A 12,206-nucleotide genomic window follows, 5' to 3' on the forward strand; every position below is an offset into this window, starting at 1 on the left:
CTTATGATCATTAAACTTCATGGTTTTTGGTTTTTTCATTGATTAGTTTGATGATTCGGGAAAGCAAATGTAATGATAATAATTTTTCATGAAATAGGTGTTTCTACCTGATTTTGAGAAAACTGCAATTGAAATTAGCTTGCCATAAATTCATAATTAATATTTAAAAAAATATAAAACAAGCGTATCTGTTGTGTTTTTAAATGCTTACTTTATATCTTTACTAAAATAATTTTATAATGAATAAGAGTTTAGTTTATATTTTCATATTCCTACTTTCATTAACAGCAAAAGCTTCGTTTATCTTAATTCCGATGGACGAAACCACACAGCAAAATCATCTAAAAGCATACGGAATAACCTATTGGTGTTTAAGTAAAGATTATAAGGCAAGTTGGTTGCTTAATTATCGTGGAGGCTCTTTTTTGTTGCCTGATGCTGACGAAATTCGTAAAGAATGCAAGATTCGCGGAGTAAGCTTTGAAGTGCTTTCGGATACTGAAGAGGCTTCGATTTTAAACGAAATCTCAAGTCCGTCACAAAATATGGAATCGGTTATTCTTGAAAAAGCACCTAAAATTGCCGTTTATACACCAAAAGGAAAACAGCCTTGGGATGATGCCGTGACATTGGTTTTAACCTACGCCGAAATTCCTTTTACACCAATTTATGATGAAGAAGTTTTAAGTGATCAATTGCTGCTATACGATTGGCTGCATTTGCATCACGAAGATTTTACGGGACAATATGGTAAATTTTATGCTGCATATAAAAATACACCCTGGTACATAGATCAAAAAAGAGATGCCGAAGCTCTTGCTGCAAAATTAGGTTATAGCAAAGTATCACAAGAAAAAGGAGCAGTTGCGAAAAAGATCCGGGATTTTGTTATTGGCGGTGGATTTATGTTTGCTATGTGCTCTGCAACTGATAGCTTTGATATTGCACTTTCGGCAGATGGTGTTGATATTTGCGAAGCTATGTTTGATGGAGATGCGAGTGAGTCTAATTATCAGTCTAAATTAGATTACGGCAACTCATTTGCTTTTAAAAATTTTACATTAGAAAGAAAACCTGAGGTATACGAGTTTTCAGATATTGATATGACCAATAAACGCAGAATTCCGATGGAAAAAGATTATTTTTCTTTAATGGAATTTTCTGCAAAATGGGATCCAATTCCAAGTATGTTATGCCAAAATCATACACAATTAGTAAAAGGTTTTATGGGACAAACAACATCATTTGATACAGCATTAATAAAATCAAATGTTTTAGTAATGGGAACCTGTGAACTTAACGGTGAATCAAGATACATTCATGGCGAAAAAGGAAAAGGGATGTTTACTTTTTTTGGCGGCCATGATCCTGAAGATTTTCAGCATCAGGTTGGAGATCCTCCTACAGTTTTAGACCTGCACCCCAACTCCCCGGGATATCGCCTGATCCTGAATAATGTTTTATTTCCTGCAGCAAAAAAGAAAAAATTAAAAACATAATTACTTCAAATAAAATTCGAACCAAATAGGGATATGATCCGATATTCTTCTGGCTTCTTTTAGCGAATTAAAATTTTTGTGAAACGGAAGTATACCTGAATTAATAAATTCTAAAGCACTTGCTTTGTAAAACATATTATCAAATTCAGATGCGAGACAGATATTGCTTTTGCATTGCTGTTTTAATGTAGTTTTTTGATTTTGTAAAATAGGAGAGTAGCCCATTTTCTTTAAAGGATTAAATACCGTGTGGGATTGAGGGCAATTAAAATCGCCTAGAAATACTAAATTTAGAGCAGGATATTCGAGTGGCAGAAACTTAAAGTACTTAATTTCGGTTTCTGGTTGCTTACTTTTGGTAATAGCATGGAAATTAACCAGTGTAACCGTTTTTTTATTTATTTCAAAAGTAGCAAAATAGGGTTCCCTGTCAATTTCAAGATGATATTGTTTTTCTAACCAAGGATTTCCTTTTAGTTGGATTCTACTGGTTTTCCAAAGAAAAGCATAACGTTCTGTTTTGTAACTGGTACCACTTGTTGGATTACTAATACAATAATCCCATTTAGTTCCTTTTTCGTTTAGTAACATGGCAAGTTTAGCGACAGCTTGTGCGCCACCGTAACCTGCAACAACTTCCTGAATTGCTACAATATCATACTCTAAAAGAGTGTTGGCAATAAAATTTAATTCAGATTCAGATTTAGATTTTCCAAAGTTTTCTAAATTCCAGGATAGAATTTTGGTTTGTGAAAAGGTGAGAACAGTAAAAAATAAAAGAAAAAAACTTAAAATATATTTCATGCTAAAGATAAAAATTCAAATATAAGCATTTAAAATTTTTAGACGAGCTGTTTATTTAGATGAAAAAACTTAGTTTGTATGGTTAAATAAAATACAATTATTCTTTTTTATACCTGTTCTTTAGAGCAGTTCCTATGATGATTATTTGCAAAACAAGAAGAGCTGGTATGAAAATAATTTTCCAGTCTATCTCGAGCCAGCCTGTTTTTTCAGAAATGAATGCAAAACTTAATGATAGAAAAAGACAAAGTAGCATAGTTTTCATAACGATTTTATTTTGAGTGGTATTAATTTTTGAGATAAACATTTGCTGCAAACGTTTCCCTGAATTAATTTTATATTTAGCTTTCATTAGGTGGTTAATAAATTCTACACAAACTTAAATCTATAAAAAGTCATTTCCTTACGGGATTCCGTAAAAAAGTTATAAAATTTACACCAAACCAAAATCTTTTGCAATTGCAATTAAGTGTACGTTATTATTAGCTTTAAAATATATTTTTAATTTATTGATGCGTTTCTCAATACTGCTGGTGCCGTTTGGTGTTATTGAAGAAGCTTTAAACTCACTAGAAATATTTTCTAAGATATAACCTTTAGCCAAAAGTTTTAAAATCGAAATATCATAAGATTCAATTTCAATTAAAGCCTTATCATTAAAACTAAAAGATAAATCTGAAGAAAGTATTTTTTCTTCATTTCTAAAAGTACCTTCAATTGCTTTTCTTAATTCAGTAATACTGTTTCTTCCTTTTGAAACATAGGCATTAATACTTAAATCGTAAAAAAGAGATTTTATACGATAGGATTTATCTTCAATAGAAAAAACTATTTTTTTTAATTTAGGCTGAACTTCATTTGCTGCTTCAATAAGTTCTTCACCGCTGGAAAGAGTTACATTACGGTGATCAGACTTAAAAGATAAATCGCTTATGAGTAAGTCATAAGGTTCGTTTTCGAGCAATGCTTTTTTTATTTTTAATAAACCATCATCACAATATTTCACATGATCAATTGTTTGAACTTGTAAATCTTCAAGCACTTGAATAACGGCTACGCTTATACTGTCTAAATCTTCGGCAACTAAAACTTTTTTGTACATATAATGGTGTTTACAAAGGAAAGGTAAAACTTAATCTAAATCCTTTTTCTGAATTGTTGTCAAAAATAATATTTCCATTTATAGTTTTAATACGGTTTTCCACATTTTGCAATCCATTTTTCAAATTTGGTGTACTATTTTTCGTTCCAATCCCGTTATCATTATAAATGATCATAAGATTTTTTTCGATTATTTTAAAAGTAATACTTACCAAGGTTGATTCTCTATGCTTTTTCATATTGACAAATAGCTCCTGTAAAATCCTGTAAAGCACTATTTTTTTATTTTTTTCAATATCATCCCATAAAATCAAATCAAAACCATTTAATAAGATATTCAGTTTAGGAGTTTTAAAGCTGGAAATCATTTCTTTTAAATCGCTTGCATACTGTTTCCCAGTAGTAATAGTGCAATTTTCTTTAGAAATATTTCTTGTTCTTGCATAAATTGCATCAAGGTTATTCAGTAATTTTTCTTTATTATCTTCTTTTGTCAGATCAATATTTTCTGCAAAGGTTAATGTTTTGTAAACATCATGAGCCAACTCGGCACTTAATTTTTTCGAAATTCGTATCTCACTTTTAAGTATCGCATCATTTTTTTCTTTTCGTCCCTTAATACTTAAATAAAAAAAAAGAAATAAACTGAATATAGCTGTAAAAAAAAGAATGATGTAAGAAATTATATTGCGATTTTTTTGTCTTTCTAACTGCAGCTCATTTTTTACTTTTTCTGCTTTGTATTGCAGGTTTTCATCTTTATCTTTTTTAGAATAGTATTTAATTCTGGCAAATTGATTTTTGGCCGTCGTTCTGGTCTTCTCAATACTATCAGAAAGTTGGATAAATTGAGTAGTGTATAGTTTTAAGTTTTGCCCATGGCTGGTCTTTGTTAGTAATTTCAAGCTCTGAAGTTTGTTCGATGCATCATTTAGTTCATTCGATAAAAAGTAAGCTTTCTTTGCATAAGGCTGTGCTTTTTGTGGATTGCTTAATTGAAAATATTCGGCAATGTGCAAATAGGTATATAAAAGAGCATAGTTGTTTTTTAATCTTAGTTGTATTGCCAAAGCTTTTTTGTAGTAATTAATTGCTTCCGGTTTTTCCTGTTGATGATAACACAATCCTAAATCATCTAATATTCGCGCATATTCGTAATCATTTACGTTTTTATTCTCTTTGCAAATCGTTTTAATTTTTGATAAGGGAATTAATATGCTTTCTGCCAGTTTTACTTTGTTCTGCTTCAGGTATATTTGAGAAATACTATTAAGAACGACTATTTTTCTAAACGTACTGGTTTTAAGATGTAATGCTTTTTGATAGTATAAAAGAGAATTTTTGTAATCGTAAGTATAATAATAATTGGCACCAAATTGTTCGTAGACATTTGCTGCGAACCTTGGTTTTTTTATTTTTTTTAAATGTGGAAGTGTCTTTGTTAATAATATTTCACTGGCAACAAAATCACCCTGCATTTGTTCAATTGCGGCCATGCAGGTAATTGCATAAACATACTCGATGTAATATATATCAGTATCGCAAAGCAATTGTGCTTTATTAAAGTAATCATATGAATTATTGAGTTCGTAGGAATCAAAAAGGATATCTGCTTTATTGAGAACTTTTCTTATCTCAGATTTGTTATGTTTTCTTTTAATAGTAGGCTCGTATTTTGGAGATTTGAATAAATAAATCACGCATCCTATTATTAAAAAAATGAGAATGGACATAAGATATTTTAAAACCGTTTTATTCTGAAATAATCTGAAAATCTTTTTCATCATGATAAAGGGATTTTTAGTAAGACCTTAAAACCTTTTCCGGGGTGTGAATCTATTTCGACATTTCCTTTTATGGATTGAATTCTATTCTCAACATTATGAAGTCCGTTTTTAAAAGATAATTGTGTCAAATCAGCTCCATTTCCGTTATCACTATAATTTATAATAATGTTTTTGTCCGTTTCTTTAAAATTGATTACGGCTAAATTGGCATTACTATGTTTCTTCATATTTACAAGTAGTTCCTGAAGCACTCTGTATACAGTTGTTTTTTTACTTCTATCAAGAGTATTCCACGAAATTGTTTCTAAATCATTTAGAATAATACTAGTGTTAGAAGTATTAAATTCTAAAATCATTTCTTTTAGACCTAAAACATAATTTTCATTGGTAATAATAGCGCAATTTTCTTTCGATATATCTCTGGTTCTGGAGTATATAATATCAAGATTGTTTAATAACTGCTCCTTGTTTTCTGTTAGCGCAAGGTTTTTGTTTTCAACAAATGCCATTGTATGATAAATATCGTTAGCAAGTTCATCATGTAGTTTTTTTGCAATTCGGGTCTCACTTTTGTAAGTCGCTTCAATTTTTTCTTTCTTACCTCGGGAAGTCAGGTATAAATAGAGTACTATTATTAAACTCAAACTGATGGCAATAATAATATACGAAATTATATTTCGATTTTTCTGTCTTTCCAGTTGTAGTTCGTTTTCTGCCTTATGGGTTTTCAGTTTTAAATTTTCGTTCTTTTCTCTTTTAGAGTCGTATTTTACACGTGCAAATTGATTTTTGACTTTCTGTCTCACTTCAAAAATGCTGTCAACGAGATTAACATATTTGGTAGAATATTTTTTTAATGCTATGTCAGAACTATTCTGAATGATTAGTTTTAGTGACGTTAATCTTTCATCAGTATTATTTGCAATGGTAAATTGATTATAGCTTAGCAGCATATATTTTTTTGCCAGAGAAGAATTTCTTTTTTCATAGAATTTTGCCAAATGAAGATAGCTTTTTCCTAAATCAAAAGGATCACCTTTCTTTTGTCTTATTTTAAGGCTTTTATTTAAATAGTAAAGTGCTTTTTTGGGTTGGTTTATTTTAAAATAACAGAAGCCAACGTTATCAAGTGCTTTAGCATAAAAGAGATCATCGCTTATTACTTCTTCTTTTGTAATTAAAGAAAGGAAGATTTCGAGCGACTCTTTGTATTTTTCTTCTTCAATCAAAATCACTGCGATATTATTTTTAGCGGCTAGATTTCTCCATGGCTCTGTTTGCAACTGTAAAGCCTTTTGGTTGTATAATATTGCATTTTTATAGTCGTATGTGTTTAAGTAATTAATACTTAAAATGACATAACTGTTCCATGCATATTGCTGGTTTTTTATATATTTTAAATAAAGTAATGCTTCAGTAACTGTAGATTCACTACCCGTATAATCACCTTGACTTTGCTGAATGTCGGCCATTCTGTTTAAAGTGCTTACATAATCTAAAGCATCAGTTACGGGGTTGCAGATAAATTTTACTTTGTTGTAGTAATAGAAAGCACTATCAAAATTATTTGTGTTATAGAAGTTATCAGCAACTTTAGTTAACTTTTCAATTTGAAGTTTTGTGCTTTTTTGTTTTGGAGTTGTATTGGTTTTCTTTTGGCAGGAAAAAAGAAATAGAAAAGTAAAAATAATAAAAAAAAAGTTCCGCATCATTCGTGGTATCATGCGCCAAAAATAAAGAATTTTAGTTCTTAAAAAAGAGTAGAAATACGGTATTTTGTTTAATTTGTAAAACTTTCTTTTTGTTGATTTTTAAGTATATACGAACAATACAATCTAATTTGTGGTATTGTTCGTATATATAATGCAAAATTGAAATTCTTTAAATTACACAGCTCTCATTCCTGTTGCAATAGCCAATCTGTTCCAGGAGTTAATAGTGATAATGATCATAATGATTTCTGCTAAATATTTGTCATCAAAAAGGCGTGCAGCATTCTGATAAACTTCGTCAGAAACATGATTCGTAATCATTGTAATTTGTTCTGTTAAGGCTAGTATTGCCTTTTCTTCTTCGGTAAATACATCGGCTTCACGCCAGGCACTAATGAGATAAATACGTTTTTCCGTTTCGCCATATTTTCTCGCATCTGCAGTATGCATGTTAAGGCAAAATGCACAGCCGTTTATTTGCGAGGCACGAATTTTTATTAGCTCTTTTTGTATGGGAGTTACAGAGGTAGTTGCATTATATTTTTCTAAATTTACTAAAGCTTCATACGCTTCAGGAGCAACTGTTGGGATAACGATTCTTGGTTTCATTTTTCTTGTTTTTTAAAGTTTGATACAAAGATCTTGTATGTATGTTTTAAAAAACTTGAAGTACTTCAAGAAATGAATCTAGATTTTGCCTGCTCTAATTTTACTCATAAATTCAGCAGAGAAATCCAGATAGGAGGCAAGCATGTATTGCGGAACGCGTTGAACAAATTCAGGATACAAACCATTAAAGTGATGATACCTTTCTTCTGCCGACATGGTAAATAAAAACTTGATTCGCATTTGTGCAGCGCCAAAGGATTTTTGCGCTACAATTCTAAAATAGCGTTCCAGTTTCGGAATCTGAAATAGAATAGATTCTAAAGTTGATTTATCTATAGCAATTACCTCTGATTGCTCTACAGCCTGTATGTAAAAATGAGAGGGAATATAGTTGTGGTAGCTTAAGTAATCGGTAATCCACCAATTCTCAATGCCAAATTGAAGCGTTTGTTCTGTTCCCTTAGTATTAATAATATACTGCCTCATACAGCCTTTAACTATAAAATAAATTTTATTGCAAATCTGACCCTCTTCTAATACAAGTTCTTTTCTTTTAATAGTAGATACACTTAAGCAAGAATCCAATAGGTCAATTTCTATAGGTTCTAGTTCTACGATCTTTTCAATATGTTGTAAAAGTGACTTGTGCATGTTATGTGTGATTCTGTACAAATGTACTTTTTAAATTTAATTCGTAAACACGGGAACTTAAAATGATCGTAAAAGCAAAAAACCATCCGCCGTGGCGGATGGTTTTTCTATGATAAGTAAGTAATCTAAATTGAGTTTATAAAACGTTTATTTTACTTTGTTAAGTATTGCTTTGAAAGCTTCAGGGTGATTCATTGCTAAATCTGCAAGAACTTTACGGTTCAATTCGATTCCGTTAGCTTTTACTTTACCCATGAATTGAGAATAAGACATTCCTTCCAGTCTAGCTCCAGCGTTGATACGTTGAATCCATAATGCACGGAAATTTCTTTTGTTTTGTTTTCTATCGCGGTAAGCGTAGCACATTGCTTTCTCTACTGCATTCTTAGCAACTGTCCAAACGTTTTTACGTCTACCAAAGAAACCTTTGGCTTGCTTCATTATTTTTTTTCTTCTTGCTCTTTTGGCAACTGAATTTACTGCTCTTGGCATAATTTTAATGTGTTTTTGTAGCAGGCGTCCCGAATTAAATCAAAGGAACTTAAAAGCCATACTCCAAGGTTATATAAATAATTTTTAACCTAAAGAATTATTAGATAATTCTTAATTGTTGTTTGATGCTTTTCATATCTGTTTTGTGAACTAGCGCTGAGTGAGTCAAAGCTAATTTACGTTTTTTAGATTTTTTAGTCAAGATGTGACTTTTAAAAGCATGCTTTCTTTTAATCTTTCCAGAACCAGTAACTTTGAAACGTTTCTTGGCGCTAGATTTTGTTTTCATTTTAGGCATTTTTCCTAGTGTTTTAATTTATTCTTACTTACTTATATCTTTGTTTCAAGTTTAAAGTTTCAGGCTCAGATACTGAATACTGAAACTGTAAACTGAGACTATTTCTTCTTTTTAGGAGCAATGAACATAATCATTCTCTTTCCTTCCAAAACCGGCATCGCTTCCACTTTACCGTACTCTTCTAAATCTGTAGCCAAACGTAGTAATAAAATTTGTCCTTGATCTTTATAGATAATAGAACGACCTTTAAAGAAAACAAAAGCTTTAAGTTTAGCACCTTCTTTTAGGAACTTCTCAGCATTTTTTCTTTTAAATTCGTAATCATGCTCATCTGTCTGAGGACCAAATCTAATCTCTTTTACTACAACTTGCGTTGATTTAGCTTTTAATACCTTATCACGTTTCTTTTGTTCGTAAACAAATTTCTTGTAATCCATGATTTTACAAACCGGCGGCTCAGCGTTTGGCGAAATTTCAACCAAATCCAATTCGAACTGATCCGCTAAACGTAAAGCTTCTGCAAGCTTAAATACACCTGGTTCGATGTTTTCGCCTACTAGTCTTACTTCTTGTACACCACGAATAAGGTTATTTATTCTGTGTGCATCTTTTTTTTCTACTCGAGGTTGGTAACCTCTGTTGCTTCTTATTGCTATGACTTTATAATTTAAGTTAAACTGTAAAAACTTTTAATGTCTTTTTTATTTCTTCGTTTACAATAGCGACAAATTCATCAATTGTAACTGTAATATTCCCTTTTCCTTCTTGCCCGTGACGACGGATCGAAATAGTTCCGTTTTTCTCCTCTTCCTCACCTACAATAAGCATAAACGGTATTTTTTGCATTTCAGCATCTCTAATTTTCTTGCCAATAGTCTCGCTTCGGTTGTCAATTAGGGCGCGAATTTCGTGATTTTCTAGCAAATCTAAAACTTTTTTAGCATATATTTCGTATTTCTCGCTCAAAGACAAGATTATAGCCTGTTCCGGCATAAGCCAAAGTGGGAAATTTCCTGCTGTATGCTCCAGTAAAATTGCTATAAAGCGTTCCATAGATCCAAAAGGAGCTCTGTGAATCATAACAGGGCGATGTAATTCATTATCAGCGCCTTTATAAGTTAATTCAAAACGTTCCGGAAGGTTATAATCAACCTGGATGGTTCCCAATTGCCATTGTCTTCCTAGGGCATCCTTAACCATAAAGTCAAGCTTCGGACCATAAAAAGCAGCCTCGCCATATTCTACAACAGTATTCAGTCCTTTGTCAGCAGCAGCATTGATAATTGCATTTTCAGCTTTTTCCCAGTTTTCATCAGTACCTATATACTTATCTCTGTTCTCTTTGTCTCTCAACGAAATCTGAGCAGTAAAGTCTTCAAAACCTAATGATCCAAATACATAAAGTACCAGGTCAATTACCTTTTTGAATTCTTCGTCTAATTGCTCCGGAGTACAAAAAATATGCGCATCATCCTGAGTAAACCCTCTTACACGAGTTAAACCATGCAATTCACCAGATTGTTCATATCTGTATACGGTACCAAATTCAGCATAACGCTTAGGTAAATCTTTATACGACCAAGGTCTTACATTGTAGATCTCACAGTGGTGAGGACAGTTCATCGGTTTCAATAAAAACTCTTCACCTTCGGCAGGAGTATGTATTGGCTGAAAACTATCAGCGCCATATTTCGCATAGTGACCAGAAGTTACATAAAGTTCTTTTTGACCAATATGTGGAGTAACAACTTGTTCGTACCCTGCTTTCTTTTGTGCTTTTTTCAAAAACTGCTCTAAACGATCTCTAAGTGCAGCACCTTTTGGTAACCATAAAGGAAGTCCTTGTCCAACTTTCTGAGAGAAAGCAAACAATTCAAGTTCTTTACCTAATTTGCGGTGATCACGACGTTTGGCCTCTTCCAGAAGTTCAAGATATTCAGTCAAATCTTTTTGTTTAGGGAAAGAAGTTCCGTAAACACGAGTCAACTGTTTGTTTTTTTCATCACCTCTCCAGTAAGCACCCGCAACACTCATGATTTTAAAAGCCTTGATGATACCAGTATTTGGGATATGTCCACCTCTACATAAATCAGTAAAAGTAGCATGGTCACAAAAAGTAATAGTTCCGTCTTCAAGATTCGAAATCAATTCAGTCTTGTAAACGTTATCTTTATATAGTTCTAAAGCATCAGCTTTACTAACCGGACGCATTTTAAATTCATGTTTTCCTCTTGAAATTTCAAGAACACGATCTTCAATCTTTTTAAAGTCAGCATCAGTGATCTTTTGATCTTCAAAATCCACATCATAATAAAAACCGTTAGAAATTGCAGGTCCAAGAGTTAATTTAATTCCAGGATACAATTCCTCAAGCGCTTGCGCCATTACATGCGAAGTCGAGTGCCAGAAAGCTTTTTTACCTTCCGCATCATTCCAAGTATATAAAATAAGACTACCGTCGGTCGTCAATGGAGTTTCGGTTTCTATTGTTGTACCATTAAAAGACGCAGAAATCACATTTCTTGCAAATCCTTCACTAATGCTCTTAGCAACCTCCATCGGAGTTACACCTGAAGCAAACTCTCTAATTGACCCGTCGGGTAAAGTAATCTTAATCATTGTTTATAATTTTGTGAATGCAAATATAGCGCATTACTAAAATACATACAATATATATATGCATGTTTATACTATTATATATGTAGTGAATTAATGTTATTCTAAAGTTGATGCTTTTTTATACATATATTAAGCGGGTAAATGGGACCATAATTTGCAAGAAGGGCTCTCTAGAGAAGAATTAGTATTTTAATAAGGAGCTGTTTCCCGCTATCCGCTACAATCTTTTGTGCTTCCCGATAGCTATCGGGATTGCGCGATTAAAAAAAACAGTAAAACCCCCAACTTTGCGACTTTTTCAAAACAAAGCCAAGAAAAAAAGAAACCTTCGCGCCTTAGCGCCTTCGTGGCAAAACCACCTAAAACAGGCAAAACCCAACAAAAGCAGCCAAAGATTAAAAAAACTTCGCCTTGTAAAAACCACCCAACCAGTTACTTATAAAAAAGATGGAAAATATATAATAAAAAGGCTTGTAAATGTAAATAAAGGGTCTACTTTTGCACCCGCAACAGCGACAGACGTTCACTGAAATACTGACAAGCATTACGAATCAAACTGAAAATTTATTTTCAAAAAAAGATTAAGAAAAGCTTGTGAGATTTAAAAACAGAAGTTACATTTGCAACCAGCAAA

12 protein-coding genes are annotated in these 12,206 nt (G+C 32.1%); 1 reads left to right on the forward strand and 11 read right to left on the reverse strand.

Annotated elements, in window-relative coordinates; all coding sequences use genetic code 11:
* Positions 1 to 239: 239 nt before the first annotated feature.
* The gene (locus FLP_RS19615) at positions 240 to 1,499 is read left to right on the forward strand and encodes an asparagine synthetase B (protein WP_065451164.1); all 1,260 of its coding nucleotides are present in this window, start codon (positions 240 to 242) and stop codon (positions 1,497 to 1,499) included.
* On the opposite strand, the gene FLP_RS19620 is transcribed toward FLP_RS19615, so the two are convergent.
* From FLP_RS19620 to thrS, 11 genes are all read right to left on the reverse strand, one after another.
* Complete coding sequence (locus FLP_RS19620; protein ID WP_065451165.1) at positions 1,500 to 2,303, reverse strand: endonuclease/exonuclease/phosphatase family protein; 804 nt, start codon at positions 2,301 to 2,303, stop codon at positions 1,500 to 1,502.
* A gap of 97 nt (positions 2,304 to 2,400) precedes the next feature.
* The gene (locus FLP_RS19625; RefSeq protein ID WP_065451166.1) at positions 2,401 to 2,655 is read right to left on the reverse strand and encodes a hypothetical protein; all 255 of its coding nucleotides are present in this window, start codon (positions 2,653 to 2,655) and stop codon (positions 2,401 to 2,403) included.
* An 81-nt stretch (positions 2,656 to 2,736) separates the two neighbouring features.
* A complete protein-coding gene (locus tag FLP_RS19630; RefSeq protein WP_065451167.1) occupies positions 2,737 to 3,405 on the reverse strand; it encodes a DNA-binding transcriptional response regulator in 669 nt (222 codons plus the stop codon).
* A gap of 10 nt (positions 3,406 to 3,415) precedes the next feature.
* Positions 3,416 to 5,191: a tetratricopeptide repeat-containing sensor histidine kinase gene (locus FLP_RS19635; RefSeq protein ID WP_083195909.1), complete on the reverse strand. Its 1,776-nt coding sequence runs from the start codon at positions 5,189 to 5,191 to the stop codon at positions 3,416 to 3,418.
* Positions 5,188 to 6,903 carry a tetratricopeptide repeat-containing sensor histidine kinase gene (locus tag FLP_RS19640; RefSeq protein ID WP_065451168.1) on the reverse strand — a complete coding sequence of 572 codons (1,716 nt, stop codon included), beginning with the start codon at positions 6,901 to 6,903 and terminating at the stop codon, positions 5,188 to 5,190. The genes FLP_RS19635 and FLP_RS19640 overlap by 4 nt, the downstream gene beginning before the upstream one ends.
* Before the next feature lie 174 nt (positions 6,904 to 7,077).
* A complete protein-coding gene (locus FLP_RS19645) occupies positions 7,078 to 7,512 on the reverse strand; it encodes a carboxymuconolactone decarboxylase family protein (RefSeq protein WP_065451169.1) in 435 nt (144 codons plus the stop codon).
* Between the two features lie 78 nt (positions 7,513 to 7,590).
* Positions 7,591 to 8,163, reverse strand: a complete 573-nt coding sequence (locus tag FLP_RS19650; protein ID WP_065451170.1) for a Crp/Fnr family transcriptional regulator — start codon at positions 8,161 to 8,163, stop codon at positions 7,591 to 7,593.
* A 147-nt stretch (positions 8,164 to 8,310) separates the two neighbouring features.
* Complete coding sequence (gene rplT, locus FLP_RS19655; protein ID WP_041515545.1) at positions 8,311 to 8,655, reverse strand: 50S ribosomal protein L20; 345 nt, start codon at positions 8,653 to 8,655, stop codon at positions 8,311 to 8,313.
* A 100-nt stretch (positions 8,656 to 8,755) separates the two neighbouring features.
* Entirely contained in the window at positions 8,756 to 8,953 is a 198-nt protein-coding gene (gene rpmI / locus FLP_RS19660; protein ID WP_022827375.1) for a 50S ribosomal protein L35, read from the reverse strand.
* A 98-nt stretch (positions 8,954 to 9,051) separates the two neighbouring features.
* Positions 9,052 to 9,609, reverse strand: coding sequence for a translation initiation factor IF-3 (gene infC, locus FLP_RS19665; protein WP_371296044.1), 558 nt, complete (start codon positions 9,607 to 9,609; stop codon positions 9,052 to 9,054).
* A 16-nt stretch (positions 9,610 to 9,625) separates the two neighbouring features.
* Positions 9,626 to 11,572, reverse strand: a complete 1,947-nt coding sequence (gene thrS / locus FLP_RS19670) for a threonine--tRNA ligase (RefSeq protein ID WP_065451172.1) — start codon at positions 11,570 to 11,572, stop codon at positions 9,626 to 9,628.
* Positions 11,573 to 12,206: the final 634 nt, after the last annotated feature.

This window comes from Flavobacterium piscis (genome assembly GCF_001686925.1).
Lineage (GTDB): Bacteria > Bacteroidota > Bacteroidia > Flavobacteriales > Flavobacteriaceae > Flavobacterium > Flavobacterium piscis.

Bases quoted from the DNA above. Each gene is read 5' to 3' on its own strand.
- FLP_RS19615 (WP_065451164.1), top strand. From the start codon at position 240: ATGAATAAGAGTTTAGTTTATATTTTCATATTCCTACTTTCATTAACA.
- FLP_RS19620 (WP_065451165.1), bottom strand. From the start codon at position 2,303: ATGAAATATATTTTAAGTTTTTTTCTTTTATTTTTTACTGTTCTCACC.
- FLP_RS19625 (WP_065451166.1), bottom strand. From the start codon at position 2,655: ATGAAAGCTAAATATAAAATTAATTCAGGGAAACGTTTGCAGCAAATG.
- FLP_RS19630 (WP_065451167.1), bottom strand. From the start codon at position 3,405: ATGTACAAAAAAGTTTTAGTTGCCGAAGATTTAGACAGTATAAGCGTA.
- FLP_RS19635 (WP_083195909.1), bottom strand. From the start codon at position 5,191: ATGATGAAAAAGATTTTCAGATTATTTCAGAATAAAACGGTTTTAAAA.
- FLP_RS19640 (WP_065451168.1), bottom strand. From the start codon at position 6,903: ATGATGCGGAACTTTTTTTTTATTATTTTTACTTTTCTATTTCTTTTT.
- FLP_RS19645 (WP_065451169.1), bottom strand. From the start codon at position 7,512: ATGAAACCAAGAATCGTTATCCCAACAGTTGCTCCTGAAGCGTATGAA.
- FLP_RS19650 (WP_065451170.1), bottom strand. From the start codon at position 8,163: ATGCACAAGTCACTTTTACAACATATTGAAAAGATCGTAGAACTAGAA.
- rplT (WP_041515545.1), bottom strand. From the start codon at position 8,655: ATGCCAAGAGCAGTAAATTCAGTTGCCAAAAGAGCAAGAAGAAAAAAA.
- rpmI (WP_022827375.1), bottom strand. From the start codon at position 8,953: ATGCCTAAAATGAAAACAAAATCTAGCGCCAAGAAACGTTTCAAAGTT.
- thrS (WP_065451172.1), bottom strand. From the start codon at position 11,572: ATGATTAAGATTACTTTACCCGACGGGTCAATTAGAGAGTTTGCTTCA.